General features: G+C 69.1%; 28 protein-coding genes. 10 read left to right on the top strand and 18 right to left on the bottom strand.

The genetic code is table 11. The features are described 5' to 3' along the window. Window positions 1-179 precede the first annotated feature (179 nt). Window positions 180-680: a flavin reductase family protein gene (locus IU459_RS15425; RefSeq protein WP_195130212.1), complete on the top strand. Its 501-nt coding sequence runs from the start codon at window positions 180-182 to the stop codon at window positions 678-680. A 20-nt stretch (window positions 681-700) separates the two neighbouring features. On the opposite strand, the gene IU459_RS15420 is transcribed toward IU459_RS15425, so the two are convergent. Beyond that, complete coding sequence (locus IU459_RS15420; RefSeq protein ID WP_195130211.1) at window positions 701-1,561, bottom strand: TIGR03619 family F420-dependent LLM class oxidoreductase; 861 nt, start codon at window positions 1,559-1,561, stop codon at window positions 701-703. Then, entirely contained in the window at window positions 1,558-1,932 is a 375-nt protein-coding gene (locus IU459_RS15415; protein WP_195130210.1) for a MerR family transcriptional regulator, read from the bottom strand. Before IU459_RS15415 ends, IU459_RS15420 begins: the two co-directional genes overlap by 4 nt. Before the next feature lie 152 nt (window positions 1,933-2,084). On the opposite strand from IU459_RS15415, the gene IU459_RS15410 reads away from it, so the two are divergent. Further along, window positions 2,085-4,355 (top strand): hypothetical protein, encoded by a 2,271-nt coding sequence (locus IU459_RS15410; RefSeq protein WP_324198882.1) that lies wholly within the window; start codon window positions 2,085-2,087, stop codon window positions 4,353-4,355. Window positions 4,356-4,554: 199 nt separating this feature from the next. Here the strand turns inward: IU459_RS15410 and IU459_RS15405 are convergent, their stop codons facing one another. Then, complete coding sequence (locus IU459_RS15405) at window positions 4,555-5,415, bottom strand: alpha/beta fold hydrolase (protein ID WP_195130209.1); 861 nt, start codon at window positions 5,413-5,415, stop codon at window positions 4,555-4,557. Window positions 5,416-5,479: 64 nt separating this feature from the next. Between IU459_RS15405 and IU459_RS15400 the strand changes: the two genes are divergently transcribed. Further along, window positions 5,480-6,064: a TetR/AcrR family transcriptional regulator gene (locus tag IU459_RS15400; RefSeq protein ID WP_195130310.1), complete on the top strand. Its 585-nt coding sequence runs from the start codon at window positions 5,480-5,482 to the stop codon at window positions 6,062-6,064. 50 nt (window positions 6,065-6,114) lie between these two features. Here the strand turns inward: IU459_RS15400 and IU459_RS15395 are convergent, their stop codons facing one another. Beyond that, window positions 6,115-6,714: a TetR/AcrR family transcriptional regulator gene (locus IU459_RS15395; RefSeq protein WP_195130208.1), complete on the bottom strand. Its 600-nt coding sequence runs from the start codon at window positions 6,712-6,714 to the stop codon at window positions 6,115-6,117. A 66-nt stretch (window positions 6,715-6,780) separates the two neighbouring features. Between IU459_RS15395 and IU459_RS15390 the strand changes: the two genes are divergently transcribed. Next, the gene (locus IU459_RS15390; RefSeq protein ID WP_195130207.1) at window positions 6,781-8,070 is read left to right on the top strand and encodes a YhgE/Pip domain-containing protein; all 1,290 of its coding nucleotides are present in this window, start codon (window positions 6,781-6,783) and stop codon (window positions 8,068-8,070) included. On the opposite strand, the gene IU459_RS40080 is transcribed toward IU459_RS15390, so the two are convergent. Next, window positions 8,042-8,266 carry a tetratricopeptide repeat protein gene (locus tag IU459_RS40080; RefSeq protein ID WP_195130206.1) on the bottom strand — a complete coding sequence of 75 codons (225 nt, stop codon included), beginning with the start codon at window positions 8,264-8,266 and terminating at the stop codon, window positions 8,042-8,044. The genes IU459_RS15390 and IU459_RS40080 overlap by 29 nt on opposite strands. Window positions 8,267-8,511: 245 nt before the next feature. Further along, a complete protein-coding gene (locus IU459_RS15380) occupies window positions 8,512-9,126 on the bottom strand; it encodes a TetR/AcrR family transcriptional regulator (protein WP_228837963.1) in 615 nt (204 codons plus the stop codon). Between the two features lie 73 nt (window positions 9,127-9,199). On the opposite strand from IU459_RS15380, the gene IU459_RS15375 reads away from it, so the two are divergent. Next, on the top strand, window positions 9,200-9,769 hold the full coding sequence (locus IU459_RS15375) for a maleylpyruvate isomerase family mycothiol-dependent enzyme (RefSeq protein WP_228837962.1): 570 nt from the start codon (window positions 9,200-9,202) through the stop codon (window positions 9,767-9,769). A gap of 33 nt (window positions 9,770-9,802) precedes the next feature. On the opposite strand, the gene IU459_RS15370 is transcribed toward IU459_RS15375, so the two are convergent. Then, the gene (locus tag IU459_RS15370) at window positions 9,803-10,135 is read right to left on the bottom strand and encodes an ArsR/SmtB family transcription factor (RefSeq protein ID WP_228837961.1); all 333 of its coding nucleotides are present in this window, start codon (window positions 10,133-10,135) and stop codon (window positions 9,803-9,805) included. Next, on the bottom strand, window positions 10,122-10,553 hold the full coding sequence (locus IU459_RS15365; RefSeq protein WP_195130203.1) for an SRPBCC domain-containing protein: 432 nt from the start codon (window positions 10,551-10,553) through the stop codon (window positions 10,122-10,124). Before IU459_RS15365 ends, IU459_RS15370 begins: the two co-directional genes overlap by 14 nt. A 264-nt stretch (window positions 10,554-10,817) precedes the next feature. On the opposite strand from IU459_RS15365, the gene IU459_RS15360 reads away from it, so the two are divergent. Then, window positions 10,818-11,285 carry a PaaI family thioesterase gene (locus IU459_RS15360; RefSeq protein ID WP_067465243.1) on the top strand — a complete coding sequence of 156 codons (468 nt, stop codon included), beginning with the start codon at window positions 10,818-10,820 and terminating at the stop codon, window positions 11,283-11,285. Between the two features lie 65 nt (window positions 11,286-11,350). Here IU459_RS15360 and IU459_RS15355 read toward each other — a convergent pair whose 3' ends face one another. From IU459_RS15355 to IU459_RS15330, 6 genes are read right to left on the bottom strand one after another with little or no spacing between them, the layout of a single operon-like run. Then, entirely contained in the window at window positions 11,351-12,193 is an 843-nt protein-coding gene (locus IU459_RS15355; RefSeq protein ID WP_195130202.1) for an acyl-ACP desaturase, read from the bottom strand. Between the two features lie 15 nt (window positions 12,194-12,208). Next, window positions 12,209-13,057, bottom strand: a complete 849-nt coding sequence (locus IU459_RS15350) for an SAM-dependent methyltransferase (protein ID WP_195130201.1) — start codon at window positions 13,055-13,057, stop codon at window positions 12,209-12,211. Further along, on the bottom strand, window positions 13,054-13,320 hold the full coding sequence (locus IU459_RS15345) for an acyl carrier protein (RefSeq protein ID WP_195130200.1): 267 nt from the start codon (window positions 13,318-13,320) through the stop codon (window positions 13,054-13,056). Before IU459_RS15345 ends, IU459_RS15350 begins: the two co-directional genes overlap by 4 nt. Then, the gene (locus tag IU459_RS15340) at window positions 13,317-13,886 is read right to left on the bottom strand and encodes a PaaI family thioesterase (RefSeq protein WP_228837960.1); all 570 of its coding nucleotides are present in this window, start codon (window positions 13,884-13,886) and stop codon (window positions 13,317-13,319) included. Before IU459_RS15340 ends, IU459_RS15345 begins: the two co-directional genes overlap by 4 nt. 4 nt (window positions 13,887-13,890) lie before the next feature. After that, window positions 13,891-14,679 carry a ferritin-like domain-containing protein gene (locus tag IU459_RS15335; RefSeq protein ID WP_195130199.1) on the bottom strand — a complete coding sequence of 263 codons (789 nt, stop codon included), beginning with the start codon at window positions 14,677-14,679 and terminating at the stop codon, window positions 13,891-13,893. 23 nt (window positions 14,680-14,702) lie between these two features. Beyond that, window positions 14,703-16,361 carry a fatty acyl-AMP ligase gene (locus tag IU459_RS15330; protein ID WP_195130307.1) on the bottom strand — a complete coding sequence of 553 codons (1,659 nt, stop codon included), beginning with the start codon at window positions 16,359-16,361 and terminating at the stop codon, window positions 14,703-14,705. Window positions 16,362-16,601: 240 nt separating this feature from the next. On the opposite strand from IU459_RS15330, the gene IU459_RS15325 reads away from it, so the two are divergent. The 4 genes from IU459_RS15325 to IU459_RS15310 are packed head-to-tail and all read left to right on the top strand — an operon-like array spanning window position 16,602 to window position 21,842. Beyond that, entirely contained in the window at window positions 16,602-17,840 is a 1,239-nt protein-coding gene (locus IU459_RS15325; RefSeq protein WP_195130198.1) for a cytochrome P450, read from the top strand. Between the two features lie 46 nt (window positions 17,841-17,886). Next, window positions 17,887-19,107, top strand: a complete 1,221-nt coding sequence (locus IU459_RS15320) for a cytochrome P450 (RefSeq protein ID WP_195130197.1) — start codon at window positions 17,887-17,889, stop codon at window positions 19,105-19,107. Beyond that, window positions 19,104-20,513 (top strand): FAD-dependent oxidoreductase, encoded by a 1,410-nt coding sequence (locus tag IU459_RS15315; RefSeq protein WP_195130196.1) that lies wholly within the window; start codon window positions 19,104-19,106, stop codon window positions 20,511-20,513. The genes IU459_RS15320 and IU459_RS15315 overlap by 4 nt, the downstream gene beginning before the upstream one ends. A 60-nt stretch (window positions 20,514-20,573) precedes the next feature. Continuing rightward, the gene (locus IU459_RS15310; RefSeq protein WP_195130195.1) at window positions 20,574-21,842 is read left to right on the top strand and encodes a cytochrome P450; all 1,269 of its coding nucleotides are present in this window, start codon (window positions 20,574-20,576) and stop codon (window positions 21,840-21,842) included. A 246-nt stretch (window positions 21,843-22,088) separates the two neighbouring features. Here IU459_RS15310 and IU459_RS15305 read toward each other — a convergent pair whose 3' ends face one another. The 4 genes from IU459_RS15305 to IU459_RS15290 form a co-directional block, all read right to left on the bottom strand. Further along, the gene (locus IU459_RS15305) at window positions 22,089-22,499 is read right to left on the bottom strand and encodes an RNHCP domain-containing protein (RefSeq protein WP_195130194.1); all 411 of its coding nucleotides are present in this window, start codon (window positions 22,497-22,499) and stop codon (window positions 22,089-22,091) included. Window positions 22,500-22,509: 10 nt separating this feature from the next. Further along, the gene (locus IU459_RS15300) at window positions 22,510-22,893 is read right to left on the bottom strand and encodes an RNHCP domain-containing protein (RefSeq protein ID WP_324198881.1); all 384 of its coding nucleotides are present in this window, start codon (window positions 22,891-22,893) and stop codon (window positions 22,510-22,512) included. A 241-nt stretch (window positions 22,894-23,134) separates the two neighbouring features. Beyond that, entirely contained in the window at window positions 23,135-23,698 is a 564-nt protein-coding gene (locus tag IU459_RS15295; protein WP_195130192.1) for a TetR/AcrR family transcriptional regulator, read from the bottom strand. A 41-nt stretch (window positions 23,699-23,739) separates the two neighbouring features. After that, complete coding sequence (locus IU459_RS15290) at window positions 23,740-24,225, bottom strand: OmpA family protein (protein ID WP_195130191.1); 486 nt, start codon at window positions 24,223-24,225, stop codon at window positions 23,740-23,742. Between the last annotated feature and the right edge of the window lie 64 nt (window positions 24,226-24,289).

Genomic DNA, 24,289 nt, shown 5'->3' with positions numbered 1-24,289 from the left:
GGATGTAGATCAGAAAGCGCTGATCTACGCAGCCGTCGCATGGGCACCGCACTCCTGGTTGGCGTCGCCGTCTCGGACGATTTGCCGCCACAGCTGTAGGGTGGGCGGTGCCCAGCCCGGAAGGTTTGCCCGTGGATCGCGCGGGCATCCGGGGAAGACGCATCACGCTGGGAGGACCGATGGCTACCGAAGACCGGACCGCAGTGTTCGACGCGGTGGTCGCGGCGGCGGACTACCCCGTGCTGCTGGTGACCGTCCAGGCCGATGGGCGGCGGGCCGGATGCCTCGTCGGCTTCGCGACGCAGGTGAGCGTCGAGCCGCGCCGGTTCCTGGTCGGTCTGTCCAAACGCAACCACACCTATCGGGTCGCCCAGCGCGCCGAGCGGCTCGCGGTGCATGTGCTCGCCAGCGAGCAGTTGTCGCTCGCCCGGCTGTTCGGCGGTGAGACCGGCGACGACATCGACAAGTTCGTGCACTGCGACTGGGCCCCTGGTCCCGGCGGCGTGCCCGTGATCAACACGGTCCCCAGCTGGTTCAGTGCCCGCATCCGGGACCGCTACGACTTCGGCGACCACGTGGGAATACTGCTGGAACCGGAGGACGGAGCCGCGTCGCGCCGCGGGGCCGAGACGCTGCACTACCACGCGGTGGCCGACCTGGCCGCCGGACACGCGGTCTGAAGCCGTTCGCGCCGGCGAGGTCAGATCGGCGCGTGCGCGAGTCCGAAGCGCTCCGCGAAGGCGGACAACTCGTCGCGCGCCTGCTGCGGCTCGCCCGTGCTCGCGCTCACCACGATGCGTGTGACGCCCTGCTCGGCCAGCGCTTCGACGCGCTCGACCGGCATATCGAGCGACCCCCAGCGCGTGTATTCGAACGCGTCGTTGCCCCGGTCCGCCGCGGCGGCGCGGGCGATCTCCAGTTGGACGGCCCGTTCGCCGGGACCGAGCGCGCCGCCGGGGAAGTAGCCGTCACCACGGCCTCCCGCCCGCCGTGCGGCGGCCCGGCTCGATCCGCCCACATGAATCGGCAGCGGCTCGGTCGCATAGGGTTTCGGGAAGCTGCACAGATTCTCGAAGCGGAAGAACTCGCCCTGGAAGCTCACCCCGTCCGCGTCGCCCGACCACAGCAGGCGCAGCACATCGATGGCCTCGTCGGCCCGGCGGCCGCGGGTGCCGAAATCAACCCCCACCGCCTGCGCCTCACCGGGCAGCGTGCCCAGCCCCACCGTCAGCAGGCGCATCCGCCCCCGGGACAGCACATCGATGGTCGCCAGGCGTTTGGCCAGCACCACCGGATGGTGGTACGGCAGCAGCAGCACCGCCGTGCCGAGCAGGATCCGGTCCGTCGCGGCGGCCACGAAGCTCAGCGCGTCGAGTGGGTCGGCGAACGGCACCGACGGGGTGATCTCCATCGGCCCGACCGTCGCGCCCGGGTACAGCGCGATGTGCTCGGGCAGGTAGACGGCTTCGAAACCGCAGTGTTCGGCGTGCCGGGCATAGCCGATCAACCGGTCCGGGTCGGTACCGAAGAATGGCGTGCTGTAACTGACCGCGAACTTCACCTGCCCTCCTCGATCCGGTCGAACTCGCAGGCCGCCGCGAGCTGGCCGCGCAGTTGACGGCGAACGGTCTCCAGGCGGTCGACGTAGGAATCGACCTCGGCCAGCTTGCGCCGCAACGTGGACACCGAGTCCGGGCATACGTCGCCGGAGGGGTTGCCCGCCCGCAGGCAGGCGACGAACGGGCGGATGTCGTCGAGATCGAATCCGGCTCCGAGCAGTGTGCGAATCTGCGCCACGATCAGCAGCTCGGACTCGTCGTAGGAGCGGTACCCGTTGGCGGCCCGGCGCGGCCGTACCAAGCCGTGTTCCTCGTAATAGCGCAGGGCGCGTGTGCTGGTGCCCGCCCGCCGCGCCAGTTCGCCGATTCGCATGCATTCTCCTTCTCGACGTCATCGCAAACGCTAAACCTTCTCGTCGACGTCAAGGCAAGCCCGCGCATTCGGTGTTACGACCGCGAAATGGCGGACATATCGCACGAACCGGTCGTGACGTATTCACTCGTCGCCGCTACACTGCGCGCATTGTGAGTACTGCCGCGGCGCCCGGAGCGCGAAAAGAGCACTACGTCTGGGGCGCCGCCACCGTCATCGGGGTGATCGCCGGGTACCTGGCGGTACTGCTCGGCGACGCCAGGCACTACTACACCGACGACACCGAGGCCCAGTACGCCCCGATGTGGGTCAGGCTCGGAGAGCTGTTGCGCGAGGGCCGTTTTCCCGCTCTCGTTCCACACGAGTGGATGGCGGGCAACTACACCCTGGAAGAGGCGGCGCTGTTCAATCCGCCGCAGCTGCTGGTCTACCTGCTCGCACCGTCGATGGACGATCTGGCCGCCTACGCGACGGCGGTGAAGCTCGTCTTCTCGATCATCGCGGCGCTCGGCGTGTTCCGCATCTGCCTCGCCTACGGAGCCCGTCCCCGCTGGGCGGCGGTGGCGGGGATCGCGTTCCCGCTCAGCGGTTGGTTCCTGTTCTTCGATCAGGCCAGCTGGTTCACCCCGCACGTCGCGACGGCCTGGATGGTGCACGCCTGGGCATCGGCGGTGCAGTATGCCCGCGGCCGGAGCGGACCGTTGCCGGTGTTCGTCTTCCTGTATCTGACGCTCACCGTCCAATATGCCTTCCCCGCCGTGGAGTCCGCGCTGATCATCGCCGCGGTCGCGGCCGGCGAAGTGGTGCATCAGCGCCGGTGGGCGCCCACGGTGCGATTGTGCCTCGCGGCGGGATTCGCCGCGCTCACGGCGGCCGTCGCGAATCTGTCCGGGATCCTGTCCTCGCAGGTGACCTGGCGCGGAAGCGTCCAGATCCACAACGATCCGTTCTTGACGGTGCCGTGGTCGGAGTCGCTGAACGCCAGCCTGCCGAGCACCACGCCGGCGTTCACCGCATGGTGGGGGCATGTCCAGCCGCTGCCGATGGTCTACATCGCCTGGTTCCTCATCCCGGCGCTCGCCTTCGTCGACTGGCGTGCCGCGCGTGCCGCGGCACGAGAGTTGAGCGGTCTCGCCTTCTTCGCGACGGCGGTGCTGATGTGGACGGCCGGGCCGGGCGCCATCGGACCGCTGCGCTGGCCCGCCCGGGTCCTGCCGATGCTGGCCGTCGTCCTGCTCGTGCTGGTGTGCGTACTGCTCAGTCGCTACGGCGCTTTCGCCGCCTCGCGCCGCCGCGTCACGGCCGCCGCCGTGCTGGTCGGCTTGTTGTTCATCCGGTCGGTTTCCGCAGCACCGGAATTGGTGCTGCGCCATCTGGTCGCGGTGCTGGCGGTCGGGGCGCTCGGCGCCGCCGCCGTGTGGCTGGCCCGCCACCGAGGGACCGTCGCCGCGTGCGCGCTGACCATCGCCGCCATGTTCCCCATCGCCTACGAGCAGGTGCGAGGGGCGCCGCCGACGCCGATGTCCTACGACTTCCCGGAACGGCGCTCGGCGATGCGTGCGGCCTTCCCCGATTTCGACGGCCTCACCCTGCAACTGGCCGACCGCGCCGCCGTGCCCCCCGAGGACCGGAACCTCGCGGGCGCCTACGGTTCGCTGGCCATCGGCAACTACGCCAAGGCCGTCGGGCTCGACTACGTCAACGCCTACACGCCCATCGGCCACGCGGCCTTCGCGGGCATGTTGTGCATGGCCTGGGATGGCAGCACGTGTCCCGACGCGTACCGCCGCGCCTTCGCGGCCGAAACCGTCACCGGGGCGCCCATCGTCGATCTGATGAAGGTCGACCGGGTGGTATTGCATCGCGTGCAGTACCCGGACGCGCGCGAACGTCCCGCACCCTCCGGTTGGCGGTGGGCCGACTATCCGGGACACGAACGGCACATCTGGGTGCTGGAACGCGCCGATGGGCGGATGTCCACGCGCAACGGCCCGATCGCCCACACCGCGGGCGTCACCGCCGTGTCGAGCAGTTCCCTCGACGACATCACGGCCCGCGCCGTGGTGAACTCGCCGAACGGTGGGAGCGTCGTGTTCGCGCGGCTGGCCTGGCCCGGCCACCGGGTCACGCTGAACGGCCGGGAGCTGGCGGCCCGCGCGATCGGCGGCGTGTTCCTGGCCGTCGACATCCCCGCGGGCACCGAGGACGCGGAACTGGTCGTCGACTGGCGTCCGCCCGGCAGCCTGATCGGCATCGCGACCACCGCTGCCGGGCTCATCGGGATCGGTCTGCTGCAGTGGGCCCATTACCGGACGCGGAGGCGCACTGACGACGAGCCCTCTGAGCCGTCCGAGACCACGGAGATCCTGGAGACCCCAGAGAACCCGGCAGCTCCAGCCGAACTGGAGACCGTGAAAGTCTGATCCGGATCGGCGGCTGGCCGACGGGTGGCCATCGGACGTCGTCGCGCCGGTACGTGGCACAGGTGGTGGCTGGCGGTCGCTGCATCGGCATGAAGCGCGGGTGGAAGCTCATGCCGGCTCGACAACGCTGGTGCTCTGGCCCCGCAGCCCGTTCGGCACGTGTGCGCATCGCCCGCGCGTCGAGCTTCTTGGCCAACGTCTACCGCGTGTTCGGGCCCGGAGTGGCGCGGTGTTCGGCCAGGAACGCCGACATCGCCTCGGCGACCGCGGCGGGCTGGTCGAGCATGGAAAGGACGTAGGCGTCGTCGATTTCGAGCAGCCGCCCGCGCGGGATGAGTTCGGCCAGCCGACGCCCGTGCTCGCGCGGCATCACCTTGCCCGCCGACGACCACAGGATCAACGCATCGCCCGAGAAGTTCGCCAACGCTTCGGTATGGGCGATGAGTTCTCGCTTGCGGAAGCCCGATCTGGTGTAGGCGAGCAGGTCGCGCCGGATGCGGGCGTCGCGCAGTCCGGGCTCGGTCCAGCCGCGCACCAGGTCGTCGGGCAGTGGGCGGCGTGCCATCCAGCCGAACAGCAGTGGTGAGCGACGCAGCCACGGAACCCGTAACTGCCGCAGCGCCAAGGAGATTCCGCCGGGCAGATAGGTCGCGACGGTAGCCATCTTGCCCGGCAGGCCGGGCGGGAAGTTGTCGAAAGCCTCGCACGGCAGGACGATCAGCCTGCCGACGCGCTCGTCGAGACCGTAAGCGGTGAGAAACAGCGCACCACCCCAGTCGCTGTGCACCAGCGTCACCTCGCGCAGATCCAGTGCGGCGAGGAAGTCGGCGAGCAGCTGGTTCAGGCCGCGCAGGCTCAGGTCGACGCCCGGCTTCAGCGGGATGGGGTGCGCGCCCAGGGGGAGGTCCGGAAGCACGTAGCGGAAACCGCCGGGGAGTAGATCGAGCACCTCGTCCCACAACGTGTGGTTCATCAGCAGGCCGTGCAACAGGACGACGGGCGGTCCTTCGCCCCGCTCGGCATAGTGCACCGGGCCCACGGGAAGGTCGATTGTCGGCATGTTCGCCTCCGTTCGAGCGATCGCTCTAGAGTATTTGCTCTAGTCTGGTGGGGTGACCGAGAAGATGTCAACCAGCACCTCCGAACGCCTGGTCACCGCGACGGCCGAGCTGATGCGCACGCAGGGCTACGCCGGAACCAGCGTCAAGCAGATCACCGTCGCCGCCCGCGCGCCGATGGGCTCGCTCTATCACCACTTCCCCGGAGGAAAACCACAGGTCGCCGCCGCAGCCCTGCGCGCATCCGGGGCCGCCTACATCCAGTTGCTCCCGCTGCTGCTCGACCCGCACGACGACCTGCGCGACGCGGTCCCCGCCGCCTTCGAAGCCGCCGCCGAACAGATCGAACAGACCGGCTGGATCAACATGTGCCCGGTCGGGACCATCGCCGGCGAGATCGCCGACAGCGAACCCGCCCTGCGCGAGGTCGCCGCCGAGGTCATCGGCTCCTGGGTCGACGAGGGCACCGCCTACTTCGTCCGCCGCGGCCTGTCGGCTCCGGATGCCCGCGACTTCATCCTCGCGGTTCTCGCCGCCCTCGAGGGCGCCTTCGTCCTCAGTCGCACGCTCCGCTCGACCGAACCACTGCTGGCCGCGGGCCGGTCGCTGCGCGGTCGCATCGACGAAATGGTGGCGGCCGTGCGCGACTGACGGCGCGAAACGAGCAGGGGAGGGGCGGTTCGGGTGCCGGCGCCGCGTCGTCACGGGCGTGGGCGCAGCCCCTCGATCATGTGCGTGGTGGTCTCGTCCAAGAGTTCGTCGGCGGTCTCGGCGGCGAACACGCCGGCGCTGACGAAGGTGGCCAGGCCTTGCAGGGCGGCGACGGCGGACAGCGCGATGCGGCGCGGGTCGCCCGCGATCACCTCGCCGCGCGCTTGCGCTTCGGCGATGAGCGCGACCGGTGTCGCGAACACCGCGTCCACCGCCTGGGACATCGCGTCGCCCGCGGCGGGGCTGTGCCTGCGCGCGAACATCAGCGCAACGAGGGCCGAGTTCTCCGTCGCGAAGCGGAGGTAGATCCTGGCCAGCGCGCGAATGCGCCCCTCGATCGAGCCGGCGGCGGCGGTCTGCCCCAGCGCGGCGGCGAGGCGCTCGAATCCGGCCACCGCGAGGGCGTCCAGCAATGCCTGCTTGTCCTTGAAATGCCGGGTCGGGGCGGCGTGGCTGACACCGATGTCGCGAGCCAGCCCGCGCAGCGACAGGCCGTCGACCCCGGACTCGCGCAGCGTCGCCTCGGCCCGCTGCAGCAACTCGGCGCGCAGGTCGCCGTGATGGTAGGAGCGGGCTCGGTTGATCGGCATGGTGTTGGCAGGATAACAAAATGTAGTCATTGCCTACTTTGTAGTCACTGACTACATTGACTGGACATGACGGTTCGGACTTTCACCGCCCCGATCGCGGTGCTGATGGTTTTCGCGGCGCTGCTCGCGACCATGTATCTCGGCTACTCCGGCAATACCGAGAAGAACCTGCACGACTTTCCGGTGGCCCTGGTCAATCAGGACGTCGGCGACACGATCGACGGCAAGCCCGCCAATATCGGCGCTCAGGTCACCGACGCGCTGGTCGCGGGCATATCGCCGGAGACGATCGACCTGCGTGTCGTCGGCATCGCCGAGGCGCGCAGACAGTTGGGACACGGCGAGGTCTACGGCGCGATCGTGATCCCGTCCGATTTCACCAAACGGCTGGCGATTCTCGGCGCCGCCGCCGTGGTGCCAGGTGCGATCGAGCGCCCGGTGATCACGGTCCACACCAACCCGCGCGTCGGCCCCTACACCACCGGGATCATGCAGCGTATCGCCGACCGAGCGCTGAACCAGGTGGACGAGACGGTCGGCAAGAACCTGACCGATCAGGTGCACGCCGCCCTCGCGGCGGGTCCCGGCGCGCCGGTCGAGCCCAGTGGCGCCGCCCGCCTGATGCTCACCGACCCGGTCGAGATCGTCACCGCGCCTTACCATCCCATGGACGAGTCCGCCGGACAGGGTCTCGTCGCCTTCTTCTACACCCTGATCCTGCTGCTCGCCGGCTTCACCGGCGCCATGATCATCCACACTCTCGTCGATTCGGTACTCGGCTTCACTCCCACCGAATACGGCCCGTGGTTCGTGCATCCCCCGGCCACTGGGATTTCCCGCTTCCGCACCCTGCTCGTGAAGTGGGCTGTCATCGCCACCGCGGCGCCGATTCTGTCCGGGATATTTCTCGCCGTCGCAACGGCATTGGGCGTCCCGCTGGGCAGTTCGCTGCTGTTGTGGCTGTATGGAACCCTGGCCATCATCGCCGTCGGCGTGACCGCACTTGCTGTTCTCGCCGCCTTCGGTACCGCGGGATTGATGGTCAACCTGGTCCTGTTCGTCGTCCTCGGCCTGCCGTCCTCGGCCGCCACGGTCCCGCTGGAGGCGACGCCCACCTACATCGCGAACTTGGCCGCGTTCGAACCCATGCACCAGATCTATTTGGCGGTGCGCGCCATTCTGTTCTTCGACGCGCGTATCGAAGCCGGTTTCGGCCACGGCCTCTGGATGACGGTGCTCGGCCTGGTCGTGGGACTGCTTCTCGGCGCAGGCGTCACCTACGCCTACGACCGCCGCGGACTGCACCGCGCCACGGATACCGCGATGGTCATCCGCGCGGCCGCCGTTGCTGGTTGATTCGTGTAACGCTCGTCGGAGTGTGGCGGCGGCGCGCAGTCGCCATATCGGATGGGGGACGCCGAAACTGGGCGTGCACTACCTGCAGCAGGCTCTCGCGCGCCTCGCGGCGTAGTCCGAGATCGAGCTGACACACCGCCAGTGCGTAGCGGGCGCCGATATCCCCGGGCCGCTCGGCCAGCAGTTGGGTGAGCACCGCGCTCGCCTCCCCGCCCGGCCGTCTCGCCGCAGCACCTTGGCATGTTCATAGCGCGGATCCCGCACGATGTTTCCCCTGTCCTGCGGCCGACCCCGTACTAGGTCTCCGTTGCCCGAGTCCGACCCGTCACCGACCAGATGCGAACCGAAAGGGTGGTGCAGCAGTCGATTACACGCCCTGAAAAAAGAGGGCATCGTGCGTGGCGCACATCGGTTGCAGGTGGCGCGCCGACCGCGGACTCGTCAAAGTTCGGTCGGTGCGGGCAATCCGGCCGCGTTGCGCATGGCGGCACGTCCGCGTTCGGCGGCGGAAATGTCGCCGAGCAGCTGGATCTCCTGGTTCACCGCCATGGAGATGCCGATGAGGACGGTGGCCACCTCCTCCGGAGGTCGATGCGGGCTGGGCGTTTCGGCTTGTGCCGCGGCGACTTCCGCGGTGAGGAAGGCGCGCCAGTCGGTGACCACGGTGTGCAGGCGGTCGCGCAGCGGCCCCGGCCGTCCGTCGAGTTCGGTCGAGGCCGCGGTGACGAAACATCCTCCAGGGAAGGGGCATTCGGCCAAATAGTCGATCCAGATATCGATCAGCCGGGCCAGGCGGGCCGGGCCGAGTGACAACTCGGCGAGTGGTTCGATGACGGCTGCGCGAAAGATTCGTCCAGCCTGTTCCAATGCGGCGTGCTGGAGGTTCTCGCGGGATCCGAAGGGGCCGACGACACCGGCCTTGCTCATTCCGAGCCGGTCGGCGAGTGCGCCGATGGTGAGGCCGTCCACGCCGATCCGCGACGCGTCCTCGACGGCGACCCGGACGATTCGGTCCCTGGTGCGTGCTGCTTCGGCGTGTGAGCTGCGGGGAGACACGGAGCCCATCGTAGCGTCCGGTCGTTCGCTATCATTTTAGCGAACGACCGGACGCTAATTTTTGGGAGAGACCTTGAGCGATCTGCTGCGACTCGACGCGATGGCCCTGGCGCTGATCGGCCACGATGTGGCAACTGTCGCCGACACCGACCTCGGTGCGCCGACGCCGTGTACCGGCTGGACGGTTGCGGACCTGATCGAGCATATGAACGAACGCCACGAGGCTGTCATCGCGACAGTGTTCGCGCCGCTCGAAGATCATGCCGACGACCCACGAGATGGCTTCGCCCGCACCGCCGCCCGGTGGGTGGTGGCGATGGAACAGGTCGGCGGCGTCGTGCATCTGCCCGAAGCCGGCGCGATGGCGACCGACGTGGTGCTCTCGGTCCACTTCGTCGACATGCTGACCCACCGCTGGGACCTGTCCCGTGCGCTCGGCCGACCCTGCACGGTCCCGGACCGTCTCACCGCGATAGCGCTGCCGATCGCGCGGTCGATCACCGGCCCCGGTAGTCCGCTCAATGGCCCGGGCGGAGTTTACCGTCGCGCGTTGAAGGAGGACCCAGCGCTATCGGCGATGGACAATATCGCGGCACTCCTCGGCCGGGACCCGCGCTGGCAGGCCGCCGACGTCCCGAAGTAGCGCCCTGTCCACTTGGCGGGGGCGCTACCTGCCTCAATCGTCGAGGTGCCTGCGCAGGGCGTCGAGCTGGCTGTCCCAATCGCGGGCGAGCGCGGCCAGAAACTGTTGCGCCACTTGCATCGGGCTGGACTCGAGCCGGAATCGGATCCGGCGCCGTTCCCCTGGTTCGGCCGTGACCAGGCCCGCGTCCGCCAGCAGGGCGAGGTGTTTGGCGATCGCCTGCCGAGTGATCGGCAGGCGATCGGCCAGATCCGTTGCCGTGGCGGGGCCGCCCGCTGCCAGCGCGGCGAGGACGCCGCGGCGGCTGGGGTCGGCCAAGGCGATGAAGACCCGCTCGGCGATCGCCTCGATATCAGGCTGCGTCAAGGTATTCGACCAGCTCACCCAGCTCGCTCGCCCAACCCTCGGTGTTGCCGTCGAATGCCTTGCGGTGGTCGTCGGCCGACAGCTGAGCGAAACCCGTCTCCGTCACCGTGAGCCGGGTCCCCGCGCCGGCCGGTTCCAGCGTGAACTCGACATAGGTGCGGCGTGGGTCGTCCTCCGGCAGTCCGTAGATGTGCCAGGTGAACCCGAACACGCTCGGCTCCTCGACCCGCTCGATCCGCATATCGGCGCTGTGGCCGTTCTGCCAGGTCATCTGCGCGACGCCACCGGGGCGCAGGTCGATCGTCGCCGAATTGCCGAACCACGTGCCGAGGCCCTCGGCCGTGGTCAGCGCCGTCCACACCTTGGCGGGCGGGTGCGCGAGCTCGACTGTCCGCACGATCTGATCGGGGAATCCCATAACAACCTCCAATGTATAGCAACCAATCGGTTGCCATTGACTGTATTGCAACCAACTGGTTGCGTCAAGGGCTGTCGGTCGCTGCTGCCGTCCGCGGGCGTGCTCGTAGAGCTCTGCTGCGGCGTGCGACTTGGCGGCCGGCGGCGGACATCGAGGGGCGGCCTATCAGCCGATCGAAAGTCGGAATGCAACCGGGCGCGGTCGGGTGGAGTTCATCGGGCGCTGATCGAATATCGGGGCAACGTTCGCGAGGGAGGCAAAGCCATGACCAGCATCGACACTCACGCCAACGGGACCGTCGCGTCCCGTGTCACCGAACTGACCACGGTTTTCGAGCGGGGTCTTCGCGAGAATCTCGGCGTCGGCGCGTCTCTGGGGATTCGGTTGGAGACGGCCGGGGACGGCTACACCCGGTACTACCTCGACCCGAATCCGGCCACCATCAACGCCATGTTCACCGTGCACGGCGGTGTCCTGGCCACCTTGATGGACACCGCGATGGGCAGCGCGGTCTTCACCAAACTCGGTGACGGCGTGGCGTATACGACGCTGGAGTTGAAGGTGAACTTCATCCGGGCGGTGACGCTGGACGGTTCCCGCCTGACCTGCGAAGCCACCGCGGTGCACGTCGGGCGGCGCACGGCCACCGCCGAGGGACGGATCACCGACGCGAGCGGCAAGCTGATCGCGCACGGCTCCACCACGATCCTGGTGCTGCATCCCGAAGGGTGACCTGCGGACGCCGAACGGCCCTGCCCCGAAACATGCTCGGCGGCAGGGTCGTTCGGCTTCCGAGCTCACGCGAGCGAACGGCACTCCCCGATGAAGCGCACCAGTTCGTCCAGGCGGTCGCTGCGGGCGTCCACGGCGCGGTCGATGACCTTCACCAAGTGCTCGTAGGCCTCCGTGTGGTCGTAGGAGGCCACATCGGCGATCCGGAGCGCCCACCGCCAGTAGCCGCGCATGGTGTCGGCCAAGGGCATGCGGAAGGTGGCGATCACGTCGCGGATCGGCTCGACGGTCGCGTCGCCCTGTACCCGCAGGTAGCGCGCGACGACATCGGCCATGAAGCTGAAATGCCGTGCCTCGTCGCGGGACAGCCGCGCAAGCACCGCCCCGAGCACCGGGTCGTCCACCACGTCGCGCAGGTGCTGGTAGTACATCTGCGTCGCCTTCTCCTGCACCAGCGCGTAGGCGAAGAACTGCACCGGGTGCTGGTAGGGCAGGTCGAACGGCTTCTGGCCCTCGACCGCCAATTCCGCACGCAGCGCATGGCGTTCGGCCATCCCGGACGCCTCCTGGTAGCGGGTCAGCGCGCGAGCGTGCGTGTCCTCCTCCAGCGCCCACCGGACGGTGAAGTGGTACAGCTCGCGGTTGTGGATGAACGCCGATCGGCCCACGCTGTCGTCCACCGGGAAATACCGGTGGTAGACATCGAAATAGCCGGGCAGGTGGTCCTCGATCAGGGTGACGAACCGCACCGCGGAGCGCTGGCCCTCGGTGAGCCTGCCCGCGTCGGCGCGCGACCAGTCGAACGCCGTCTCCACGTCCCAGGCCCGCGCGGCCGGGGACGCCGCGAGGAACCCGTCGACGGCCGCGGCCACCTCGTCGACGGGAATCAGCGCCGATTCGATGTTCATGTGCTCCTCCTCCGGTCAGCGGGCGTTACGGCAGGTCAGCGCGTAATGCTTGGTGGTGTAGCCCCATCCGGCGTTCGCGATCTCGAGGTAGTGCCGCAGTTTCGCGGCCAGGCCCGGGCCGTGCGCGTCGATGCGGCCGGCGGCGGCGTCGACGCCCGCGATCCAGTCGTCGATGGTGCGGCGGTAGTGGTCGGTGAGATCGTCCACCGCGATGATCGAGAACCCCGCGTCCTCGGCGGCGGTCACCAGATCCGACAGCGGACGCAGGTCACCCCATCCGAAGATGTCCTCGCGGACGAATTCGGTGCCGTCCTTGGCGTCGAACGCCGTGCGCGCCGCCGCGTTGCGGAAGCAGCTCTCGGATACGTACAGCGTGCCGCCGCGGCGCAGCACCGCGCGGGCGCGACGGAAGATCGCGCCGAGATCGGGCATGTGCACGATCGAGCCGAGCAGCGTCACGGCGTCGAAACTCCGGGGCGCCAGCTCGATCCGCTCGAAATGGCCCACGCGCGTGTGCACCCGATCCGCGACGCCGCGAGCGCGCGCTTGCTCGGCAATGTACTCGTGCTGGCGCGGGGCCGGGCTGATACCGACTGTCTCGCAACCCAATTCCGTGGCCATGAACAAGATCAGCGATCCCCAGCCGCAGCCGACGTCCAGCAGCCGTTCGCCACCGGTGAGGCCGAGCCGGTCGGCCACGAACCGCAGCTTCCGCCGCTGCGCCTGCTCGAGGGTGTCGGCGTCGGACGTGTAGAGCGCGGAGCTGTACTTGCGCAGCGGGTCGAGGAACTGGCCGAAGATGTCCGGATCGAGGTCGTAGTGCTGATTGGTGTCGGCGGTGACCGGCTGGTCGGCGACGGTCACGCCGCCGCCTCGGCCAGTGCCTTGCCGACCACCGCGACGACGTCGTCCAGCGTGGACATACCGAAGACGTCCTGGTCCTCGAGCTCGATGTCGTAGGTGCGCTCGATCTTGGCGACCATGCGCAGCACGCGTACCGAGTCGACGCCCGCCATGCCGCGCAGGTCGGCGTCGGGGCGCAGCTCGGCCTCCGGGATGCCGGTCTCGGCGACGGCGATGCCGGTGACGGTGCGCAGGATGTCGTCGGCGGTGTGGGTGCTGGTCATGACGGGACTCCGTTCGGTGTGCGGGCGGTGCCCGCGGACAGGGCGTGGGCGAGCGCGGCGACCTCGTCGTCGCCGAGGGTGAGTTGGTGGCGCACGTCGTCGAGCGCGAACGGCTGGTAGGCCGCGGTGGAGCTGGCACAGACGAGATCGTCGGCGTCGCGGATCTCCGCGGCCGCCTGGATCGGCCGGTCCGCCCGTGTGTCGGTCAACGTTGCGACGCAGCGGTATTCGCGGCCGATGAGCAGTGGTGTGAGGAATCTGGTCCGCTGTGACACGGTGAACGCGGGGTGGTGGCGGGCCAGGACGATCAGGTTGCCCATCACCTCGTCGCAGATCACGCCGATCAGGCCGCCGTGCACGACGCCCGGATAGGACTCGAACTCGCGACCGAGCCGGAACCGCGCCTGCAGGCCGTCCGGGTGCGGGGTGAAACGCAGGCGCAGGCCGGTCGCGTTGTGCGGCGAGCAGCCGAAGCAGTGATAGTCCGGGATCACCGACCAGGGCACCCGGACGGTGTCCACCCCGCCGTGCATGGTGGCCTCGCCGGGCATGGTGTGGCGGTCCATGGCGCTAGGCGATCGCGTCGGCCAGAGCGCGGCGGACCTTGGCGTTGCTGGACAGGTCCAGCCCGGTCATGTTGCCGAACGTGCGACGGATCTTGTCGTGCAACACGTCCAGCTCGCCCTCCGCGGCGACCTGCTCCAGGAACAGGTCGAACCCGGTGTCGATGGTCTCGTGGTCGCCCAGCTCGCTGATGCCGGCCTTGAAGGTGCTGACCGGGTGCTTGATCTTGGCCTCGGAGCTGTAGACGTACAGGGTCTCCAGCACCGAGGGCAGCTCTTCGGGCCGCTGCCGCAGCCGCTCGGTGGCGTAGTGGATGAACTCGCGTGCGTGGCCTGCCTCGTCGCGACTGGCGTCGAGCAGCAGGCTTTTCAGCACCGGCTCCTCGACCCAGCTCGCGACCGCGCGGTAGATGTGGTTGACGGTGAGCTCGGAGATGATGTTGGTGGCCAGCGTCGCCGAGGGCGTGGTGCCCGGCGCGTACGGCTCGCGCATCGAGTCGACGGCCTTGTCGTCCACGCTCTCGCCGAGCGCGCCGAGCCAGGAGCGGAAAGCGTAGTGGTGCTGGACCTCCTGGTAGCCCCACACCACCGCGAAGGTGGAGAAGTCGTAGTCGTCGAGGAATTCGTTCAGGAACCCGTGCACCGCGGCGATCACGTTGGACTCGCCCATCGTCGCGCTCTTGGCCAGCGTGATGTACTCGGGACGGACCAGGGACTTGTCGATGGCGTCGAGATCGAGGTCGGCCAGCTTCCAATGCAGGCGCTCGTAGTGGCGGAAGACGTCATAGCTGTGCACGAGAGAACTCCAGTTCGGTCGGGTTACCGGCGGTGCGTGATGAGGTCGCGGGCGGCGAGCCGCTGGAGCTTGCCGCTGCTGGTCCGGGGGATGCTGCGGGGCGCGACGAGATAGACCGCGACCGCGGCCAGGCCGAGTCCGGCGGAGATCCTGGCGCGGATCGCCTCGGCAAGGGCGTCGGCTTCTGCTCCGGTGCACTCGGATTCGGCGATCAGCGCGATCACGTCCGCTCCGTCGGGGTCGATCGCCGCCGTGCACCGGCCCTTGTACACGCCGTCGAGGTCGCGCACGGCGGCTTCGACGTCCTGCGCGTAGTAGTTCACGCCGCGGACGGTGATCATGTCCTTGCACCGGCCGGTGACGAAGAGCTCGCCGTCGCGCAGATATCCGAGGTCGCCGGTGCGCAGCCAGCCGTCGGTGAACAGCCCGGCGACCCGCGCCGGGTCGACGGCCAGGTATCCGCCGGTGACCGCGTCGCCCTGGATGAGAATCTCGCCGACCGCGCCGTCGGGCAGGTCGCGGTCGCCGTCCGGGGTGACCACGCGCAACCGCAGCCGGTCTACCGGCGCGCCCACGCCCGCGACCGCCCGCGCGCCCGGCACGTCCGGCGCAACCGGTTGTGCCACAGCGTTATCGGACAACTCGGCACGGTCGACCCACTCGAAGACAGGTTCCCGGCCGAGCGGGGGAAAGGTCACCGCCAAGGTGGCCTCGGCCATGCCGTAGACGCCGAACATCGTCGTCGGCCGGAATCCCGTGGGAGCGAAACGCTCGCAGAAGGCGAGTACCACATCCCGGGATATCGGTTCCGATCCGTTGAACGCAATCCGCCAGCGGCTCAGGTCGTAATCGCGTACCCGCTCCGGCGGCACGGCCGACAGCAGCGCCTCGTAGCCGAAGTTGGGCATCGCGGTGATGGTCGTGCCGCCGGCGGCGAATTCGGCGAGCCAGCGCGCCGGGTCCTTGACGAACGCGACCGGCGACCACACGTGCGCGGGAATCCCGCGCAGGATCGCCGAGAGCGTGCCGAACAGGCCCATGTCATGGAACAGCGGCAGCCAGAAGCCGCCCTGATCGTCCGGGCCCAGCTGAATGCCGGTGCGGATCGACGCGAGGCCGCTGAGCACGTTGTGGTGGGTCAGGCGGACGCCTTTGGGTGTCGCGGTGCTGCCGGAGGTGAACTGCACGATGGCCAAGTCGCCGGCCCCGAGCGTGGGAAGCGGAACATCCGAGGTCGCCACGTACTCCATAAGCGCTGTGGTGTCGAGAAATTCGATGTCCATCGCGTCGTGCAGCGCTGCGGTCAGATCGGCGAAGCGATGCGACACCAGGACGGTGCGCATGCCCGCGGCCGCGGTGATGGCCGCCAGCCTCCGTGGGTAAACGCTGGTCGCCCGTGCGCCAGTGGGCAGCGGCAGGGGAGTGGCCGCGCCCCCCGCCGCCGCGATGCCGAACAGGCTGGTGAGAAACTCGGGCGCGTTCGGAGCGAGGATGCCCATCGGTTCCCCGCGCCGCACACCCCGGCGGACCAGTGCCGCCGCGACCGCCAGGGACCGCCGACGCAGCTCGGCGTAGTCCACGGTCTCCGGCACCGACCAGAACGTGGCCGCCACCGCGGGATGGGCGGCGGCGATCTCGACGAGGCGGCCGTGCAGGGTTCCGGCCGATTCCGCGGAATTCATGTCTGCCACGACAACAGCGAATTGTGACGATGCTTTGAACTCGTTGTGAACTGATATCGGCGATAAAGAATGCCGATCATCCGATCACACTGGCGGACAAGGTATTTGCACTATGGCCCGATAGGAACGGGCAATCGCCACCGCGCCACGCGTCCGCGGGCCACCACCATGGACGACGGAATTTCTTTCCGTCCGGCCGGGGAATTCCGTGTCGCGTCCATTTCTATCCAGGAGTTTCCGGTGAGTTCGGACCATTCCGCGGTCGAGGAATTGACCCCGGTTCAGCTGGCGGTCGTCGAGAGCGTCGCTCCGCACATGCGGCACAACCCGTACGGCAGTTACGAGGTGCTGCGGGCAGCGGGCCCGTTCGTGCCCGGTCCACACGACACCCACTTGGTCACCCGCCATCACGAGGCGCAGGCGATCATGCAGGACCCGCGCTGGAGCCACGCCGAGGAACCGGATCTGCTGCACGGCGACAGCGATGTCGAGCTGCCCGGGTCGTTCCTCTGGATGGAGCCGCCGGAGCACACCCGGCTGCGCGGACTGGTGAGCAAGGCGTTCACCGCACGCACCGTCAGCGGCATGCGGGAACGTGCCGAACAGCTGGTGGACGACCTGATGGCGAAAGTGCTCGCCGATCGCGACGTCGATCTGCTGGACGCGCTGGCCTACCCGCTGCCGCTGACCATGGTGTGCGAACTGCTCGGCGTGCCCGCGGAGGCGCATGAGCACGTCCGGCAGATCTCCACCGGCATCGCGCGCGGCCTCGACCCCGATGTGCTGCTGTCGCAAGCGGAGTTGGACGCGCGCACCGCCGCCGTCCACGCCTTCCTGGAGTTCTTCGGCGACCTGGTGGAGCAGCGCCGCCGCGCCCCGCGCGCGGACCTGATCACCGCGCTGGTGCAGGCCGACGACGCGGGCGCGCGCCTTACCCGCACCGAATTGCTCGGCACGCTGCTGATCCTCGTCGTCGCGGGACACGAGACCACGGTCAACCTGATCGGCAACGGCGTACTCGCGCTCATCCGCAATCCGGACCAGTTCGAACGGCTGCGCGGCTTCCCGGAACTGGCCGAACCCGCCGTGGACGAAGTGCTGCGCTACGACGCGCCGGTGCACCTGACCACGCGCACCGCGCATGACGAGATCACGATCTCCGGACACACTTTCGCGCCGGGAGACGCGGTGATCGTGCTGCTCGCCTCGGCCAACCGCGACCCGGCGGCGTTCCCGCACGCCGACGAATTCGACGTCGCCCGGTACGCGCGAGGACGGAAAGCCGAGCGGCACTTGTCTTTCGGACTCGGTCTGCACTACTGCCTCGGCGCGCCCCTGGCCCGGCTGGAGATGCAGGTGGTGCTGCGGGCGATCGCCGATCGGGTCGCGTCCATGACCCTGCTCGAGGAACCGCCGTACCGGCCGAATGTGGTCGTGCGCGGCATGTCGCGACTTCGTGTCCGGATGGAGGCGCGATGAGGGGCGATTCGCACCGACCGGGTGCGCGCAAGTTACAGGAGGCCCGATGAACACCGCTACCCCCACCGATGTGACCTTCGATGCCTTCGACCCGAGCGAGCGCGCCGACCCCTATCCGGCGTACCAGCGCGTGCGTGAGGCGGCGCCGCTGTTCCCGTACGCCTTGGGCGACGTGCCGGTCACCTTGATCACCCGCTACGAGGAGTGCGCCGCGATCCTGACCGGCGCCGACTGGGGCCATGGCTACGCGGCGGGCATCAGCCCGTTCCGGGACACCACGGCCGCGATCCCCGGTTCGTTCGTCCGGATGGATCCGCCCGAGCACGGCCGCTACCGCAAGCTGGTGGCGAAGGCCTTCACGCCACGGCTGATGGCCGAGATGGTGCCGGCGGGACAGGTCGTGCGGGAGATCATCGACACCGCCCTCGAGCGCGGCGAACTGGATGTGCTCAACGATTTGGCCGTGCCGCTGGCGGTGGCGATGGTCCCGGTCCGGCTCCTGGGCGCCGACCCGGCCGACGGTGCGAAGTTCCGGGAGTGGCAGCTGGCCATCGCGCGCGGCAGCGACCCGGACTCGCTGCTCGCTCCGGAGGACGTGGCCGCGCGCGGCGCGGCGGCAATGGAGTGCATGGGCTACTTCGCCCGCCTGGTCCAGCAGAAGAAGGCGAATCCGACCGCGGACCTGCTGAGTGCTCTGGTCGCGGCGAGCGCGGACGGCGACCAGCTCGCCGAGCCGGAGGTGATCGGCATGGCGCTGCTGACGCTGGTCGCGGGCATGGAGACCTCGATCAACCTGATCGGCAACGGCATGCTCGCGGTGCTGCGCAATCCGGATCAGCTCGCGCGACTGCGGGACAACCCGGAGCTGATCGCGCCCGCGCTCGACGAGATGCTGCGCTACGACGCGCCCACCCAGTTCACCATCCGCGTCGCCCTGGCCGACACCACGGTCGGCGAGCACCAGTTCCGCCGCGGCGACGGCGTCGTGGTGCTCACGGCGTCGGCCAGCAGGGACGAGCGGGTGTACCCGGACGCGGATACCTTCGACGTCACCCGCTATGCCGGAAACCGCCCGGCCCGAAAGCATCTCGGCTTCAGCCTGGGCATCCACTACTGCGTTGGCGCGCCGCTGGCGCGGATCGAGGCGGAGGCCGCGGTGGGCGCGCTGCTGGCGCGGGCGCCGAAGCTGGCCCTGGCGACCGACGCGATCGAGTACCGGCCCAGCCTGATCCACCGCGGCATATTGTCCCTGCCGGTGACCCTGTGAACGAGAAGCGGCACGCGGTCGTCATCGGCGCTGGTGTCGCCGGGCTGCTGACGGCCCGGGTACTGGCGGAACACTTCGCACAGGTGACCGTGGTCGAACGCGACGGGTTCGACATCCACGGCATGCGCAAAGGCGTGCCGCAGGCGCGGCATCTGCACGGGCTGCTGGACCGTGGCCGGACCATCCTCGAGGAACTCTTCCCTGGGTTCACCGCCGAGATGGCGGCCCGCGGCGCGACCATCGCCGAGGCGCTGGCCGACACCCGGTGGTATGTGGGCGGACTGCGGGCCGCGCCGACCTCGACCGGCCTGACGTCCGTGATAGCGACCAGACCGCTGTTGGAAGCGGTGCTGCGTGAACGCGTTTCGGCCCTGCCCAGCGTTCGGTTGCGGACCGGGACCGCGCGCGGTCTGATCGGTGACGCGCGCCGGGTACGCGCGGTCGCGGTATCCGGCGAATCGTGCGAGGAGACATACGCCACGGACCTCGTCGTCGACGCTTCCGGGCGCGGTTCGCGTGCTTCGGTCTGGCTCACCGCGCTCGGCGCTCAACCGCCGGACGAGCAGCGGATCGAGGTGGATCTGGGCTACGCCTCACGGTTCTACCGGCGCACCGAAGGACAGCTGGAAAATCAGTCCTCGGTGATCATCTCCACCGAGGCCGATGGGCGCGGCGGCGGCGCGATCCGGGTGGAGGGCGATCGCTGGCACATCACCCTCGCCGGGATCCTGGGCGATCATCCGCCCACCGATCCGGACGGTTTCGTGCGCTTCGCCGCCACACTCGCCGCGCCGGATATTCACGACATCGTCCGGAGTTCCGAACCGCTCGGCGACGCGGTGCCGCACCGGTTCCGCTCGCCGGTGCGCAAGCGCTACCCGCGCCGCGCGGCGGTGCCGGATGGATTCCTCCTGCTCGGCGACGCGCTGTGCAGCTTCAACCCGCTGTATGCCCAGGGCATGGCAGTCGCTGCCCAGCAGGCGATCGCGCTGCGCGAATGCCTGCGCACGGGTCTGAGCGAATCCGGTCTGCCCGCGCGGTTCTACGCGGCGGCGGACAAGGTGCTCGACGTCGCGTGGCAACTGTCGGCGGGGGCCGACCTGGCGCATCCGGGTGTGGCCGGACCACGCACGGTAAGGACCCGGCTCGGCAACGCGTACGTCGCCCGCGTTCATCGCGCCGCGCACGTCGACCCGCGGGTGGCGCGAACGTTCCTGCGGGTGGCGAACCTGGCCGACCCGCCGGCGGCACTGCTGCACCCGCTGCTCGCGGGTCGGATCCTGCTGCGCGGCGGCGGATCCGCGGACAGGCCGCCGCGCACCCGCCCGTCCAGTCCCGGACCTGTTCCGGAGCCGGATCCGTCATCGCGGCCGGGCCCGCGCTCCCGCATCCATTCCGATCACTGACGCATTCCGAACGACCGGCAGCACCGGCCAGCGTCGGTGCTCCGCACAGGAGGGACCACCATGGACTCGTCAACCGCGGATATCGCTGTCGCGGAACCGGATTCCAGCATCCAGACAGCGCTGACCCAGCTCTTCGGCCCCGAAGGCCGACCGGATCCGTACACGCCCGCCCGGGTGCTGCGCGAGGCAGGCAGACTGCACCGGACGCCACTCGGCCACTATCTGCTCACCCGCTACGACGACTGCGCCGCCGTGCTGTCGACCACCGCGTGGAGCCACGCGGAGGAAGCGGCCATGATGCATCCGACGGTGTCGCCGGAGGACGCGGCCGAGGAACTGCCCACCTCGTTCCTCTGGATGGAGCCGCCGGACCACACCCGGCTGCGCAACTTGGTGACCAAGGGCTTCACCCCGCGCATGGTGACCAGGCTGCGTCCGCGCATCGCGGAGCTCGCCGAGCAATTGGTCGACCAGGCCTTGGCGGCAGGGGAATTCGACCTCGTCGAGATGATCGCCTACCCGCTGCCGCTGATCATCGCCTGCGAACTGATCGGCGTGCCGCCGGATGCCTACGACCAGGTGCATCGCTGGTCGCAGGATCTGGCCCGCGGTTTCGACCACGATTACACACTGCCCGGGGAAGCACTGAAGGCGCGCAGCGCGGCTTCGCGCGGCTTCATGGCGTACTTCCGCGAGTTGCTGAACGAGCGCCGCCGCGATCCGAAAGACGACCTGCTCAGTGCGCTGTCGCAGGTCGAGGACCGCGGTGACGTGCTCACCGAACAGGAGTTGCTGGCCACCTGCATCACCACGTTCGTGGCCGGGCACGAGACCACCGCCAATCTGATCGGCACCGGCATGCTCCAGCTGATGCGCAACCCCGGCCAGATCGACGCGATGCGCAAACGCCCGGAGCTGACCGCGTCGGCGCCCGACGAACTCTTGCGCCTCGAGCCGTCGGTGCAGATCACCACGCGCGCCGCGACCCGCCCGATCACCCTGGCCGGGCACGACTTCGAGCCGGGCGAAGGCGTTGTGGTGCTGATCAATTCGGCCAACCGCGACGCCGCCGCCTACGCCGATCCCGACCGCGTCGACGTCGCCCGCTACGCCGACCCGATGAACCCGGCCAAGAAGCACCTCGGCTTCAGCCTCGGCATCCACTACTGCCTCGGCGCACCGCTCGCGCTGCTCGAGATGGAAGTGCTGCTGGAGGTGTTGTTGCGGAAGGTTCGCGACATCGAGTTGCTTTCGGATACACCGCCGTACAAGCCCAACGTGGTGATCCGCGGCTTGGCGGCACTGCCGACTCGCTTCACGGCCGCGTAACAGGTGCCGTTGAACGGAGACCGTTGCAGCCCTGCGCCGGGGTAGAGCAGGCGAGGTAGCCGCATAAAGCAATGCGGCCGGACGAAGTCGATACCTACCCATGCGCCGGGCGAGCGGAGTCTGCGGCAGCCGTAGCCGTAGCCGGGCCGCGCAGCCGATACGTTCCTTGCGCGGGGCCGAGGTAGCCGCCTCGGTCCGCCCGCCCGGGCCGAAAAGAACTCTGCCCGGGCGGGTTTCACCGGTCGGTCACAACGACAGCAATACCCGGCGGCCCATCCGCGGATCCGCCAGCGGACGCAACGCGATACGCATCAGCGCCACCGCGTTGTCGTCGCCCGCGATGCGGTTCGCCCGGACGCAGCCGCAGGCCAGGCATTGGTGGACCAGCAGCCATTCGCCGTCGTCCCGGGCCGACATGCTCACCGCGGCCATCCGGCCGCGGCAGGATTCGGCGCGGTCGCCCGGCGCGCGCCGGTCGACGTGCTTGCTGGCCAGGCAGTGCGGACAGTGATTGCGGTGCGCGGTGCCCGGTGCGATGACCGGGACCTCCTTGCGGCACTCGACGCAGCGGAACCTGTCGCCGGATTCGCCTCCGCGCCCGTGCAATACATGCTTGGGGCGCTGGGGGCGACGTGCCTCGGGTTTCCTTCGTGGCATCACGCACCCCCTACAGATCGCCGAACACTTCGAGCGGGAACGGCGGCTCGGCAAGCGGGCGCACGGCCATGCGCATCAGCATCAGCTGATTGTCGTCGCCGCACACGGGGTGCAGCGCGAGCTCGTGGCAGCGTGTGCACCGGTGCACCACGGCCCATTCGCCGGTGCGCAGCACGGCGATCGAGAGCGGAGCCATGCGGGCGCCGCAGTCGGACGCGCCGCCCTCGACGTGGTCGTGGGTGTGCCGCGAACTCAGGCAGCTCGGGCAGTGGTTGCGCCAGCTGTCGTCCGGCGCGAGCGTCGCGACGACGAGCCCGCAGCGGATGCAGGTGAAGGTATCGGTCCGCAGCGACGGGCTGGGACCGCGATGAAAGGAAGAGGTGTTGCTCGACACCCGGATCACTCCTAACTGAGCAGTGTGCATTGCAGCAGGAGAAGACCGAGCGCGCCTCGATAAGCGCTGTATGGCGTCGGCTGGGTCAGTCGTGGCCGGACGGGTCGTTCGAACCCTCACGGTGAGGCGCGCTCGGCGCTCGCCGGGACATAAACCACTCCTTCGCACGTCGGCCAACCCTCGCAGTGGCGAGGTCGCGCAACCCTATCGCCGCCCGCCGCGACACCACCACCGAATTTTGCTACCTGGTCGGGAGGTCGAGCAGAAAGCTGCCGGCGCGTGCGACGACTTCCTCGCGGGTGCGACCGCCGTGGTCGGCGGCGAGGAAGTGCTTGCCGATCGCCAGGCAGAAGGCGAGCATGCTGCGGGCTTCGACCTCGTCCGGGTCCGAGCAGAGGCTGCCGAACAACTTGCGCAAGTAGTCCATGCGCCGGTTGTCCACACGACGCAGCCGCTCGGCGACGCGGGGGTCGCGCCGGGCCCAATCACGGACGGCGAGGTCGATCGGGCGCAGCCGGTCGTCGGAAAAGGTGAGCAGACCCGCACGCCTGATCTTCGCGCGCGCGTCGCCGCCGTCGCTTTCCACCCGGGTGATGACATCGTCGGTGGTTTCGCGTTCCCAGGCGTCGAGCATCTCGGCCAGCAGCGCGTTCCGGTCGGCGAAGTGCCCGTAGAAACCACCTTTGGTCACCCCGAGCGCCGCCGCCAGGCTCTCGATCCGCACGGCCTCCGGCCCGCCCGCCGCGAGCGCCGCGAGGCCCTGCTCGATCCAGCTGCTGCGTGGGGTGCGTGTGGCGGCGACCATGCCCCCAAGTATGGCCGACAGTGTCGACGGCGGTTTCGCGCCTAGTCGCCCACCTTGATCCCCGCCTCGTCGACCTCGACATCCTCGCCGGTCGGGTTGGCCTCGGCTTTCACGCTGATGCGCGCCTTGTCGATGCCCTCGGACTCGAGTTCGGCCGCGACGTTGTCGCCCCGGGCCTGGGCCAGGGCCTTGGCGGTCGCGGGGTTCGCATCCTGGGCGTAGGTCGTGATCTCTACCTTGGCGTCGGTGCCCTTCAAGGGGACCGCGACCGCTTTGATGGTGGCGACGTCCCCCGCACTGAGGTCCGAGCTGCCACTGTCGAAGGTGATCGGCGCGGCGGCCAGCGCCGCGTTGACCGCGTCTTGGAGCGCGTTCCGCGCGGTCGTGGCGATACTGCTGCGCATGGGGTGCGTCTGTTCGGTGGTCGTCGGCGTCGTCTCCGCGCCGTTGTCGTCCCCGCATGCCGCGGCCATCAGCAGGACGACCGCCGTAGCGGCAATTCCGGTGACGCTTTTCCTGGGTATCATCGGTCTACTCCTGGTCGGGTGGAGAATTCCGGTTTGCGTCATTCGATGTCTGGAATTGATCAGC

It is taken from the genome of Nocardia amamiensis, from assembly GCF_015477605.1.
GTDB lineage: Bacteria > Actinomycetota > Actinomycetes > Mycobacteriales > Mycobacteriaceae > Nocardia > Nocardia amamiensis_A.
This window is presented reverse-complemented; position numbering and strand designations above follow the sequence as displayed.

Coding starts and splice junctions, on each gene's coding strand:
- IU459_RS15295 (WP_195130192.1), bottom strand. CDS start 23,698: ATGGTCGCCGCCACACGCACCCCACGCAGCAGCTGGATCGAGCAGGGC.
- IU459_RS15405 (WP_195130209.1), bottom strand. CDS start 5,415: ATGCCGACAATCGACCTTCCCGTGGGCCCGGTGCACTATGCCGAGCGG.
- IU459_RS15390 (WP_195130207.1), top strand. CDS start 6,781: ATGACGGTTCGGACTTTCACCGCCCCGATCGCGGTGCTGATGGTTTTC.
- IU459_RS15330 (WP_195130307.1), bottom strand. CDS start 16,361: ATGAATTCCGCGGAATCGGCCGGAACCCTGCACGGCCGCCTCGTCGAG.
- IU459_RS15400 (WP_195130310.1), top strand. CDS start 5,480: ATGTCAACCAGCACCTCCGAACGCCTGGTCACCGCGACGGCCGAGCTG.
- IU459_RS15320 (WP_195130197.1), top strand. CDS start 17,887: ATGAACACCGCTACCCCCACCGATGTGACCTTCGATGCCTTCGACCCG.
- IU459_RS15340 (WP_228837960.1), bottom strand. CDS start 13,886: ATGGACCGCCACACCATGCCCGGCGAGGCCACCATGCACGGCGGGGTG.
- IU459_RS15345 (WP_195130200.1), bottom strand. CDS start 13,320: ATGACCAGCACCCACACCGCCGACGACATCCTGCGCACCGTCACCGGC.
- IU459_RS15415 (WP_195130210.1), bottom strand. CDS start 1,932: ATGCGAATCGGCGAACTGGCGCGGCGGGCGGGCACCAGCACACGCGCC.
- IU459_RS15305 (WP_195130194.1), bottom strand. CDS start 22,499: ATGCCACGAAGGAAACCCGAGGCACGTCGCCCCCAGCGCCCCAAGCAT.
- IU459_RS15290 (WP_195130191.1), bottom strand. CDS start 24,225: ATGATACCCAGGAAAAGCGTCACCGGAATTGCCGCTACGGCGGTCGTC.
- IU459_RS15395 (WP_195130208.1), bottom strand. CDS start 6,714: ATGCCGATCAACCGAGCCCGCTCCTACCATCACGGCGACCTGCGCGCC.
- IU459_RS15355 (WP_195130202.1), bottom strand. CDS start 12,193: ATGAACATCGAATCGGCGCTGATTCCCGTCGACGAGGTGGCCGCGGCC.
- IU459_RS15360 (WP_067465243.1), top strand. CDS start 10,818: ATGACCAGCATCGACACTCACGCCAACGGGACCGTCGCGTCCCGTGTC.
- IU459_RS15365 (WP_195130203.1), bottom strand. CDS start 10,553: ATGGGATTCCCCGATCAGATCGTGCGGACAGTCGAGCTCGCGCACCCG.
- IU459_RS15425 (WP_195130212.1), top strand. CDS start 180: ATGGCTACCGAAGACCGGACCGCAGTGTTCGACGCGGTGGTCGCGGCG.
- IU459_RS15310 (WP_195130195.1), top strand. CDS start 20,574: ATGGACTCGTCAACCGCGGATATCGCTGTCGCGGAACCGGATTCCAGC.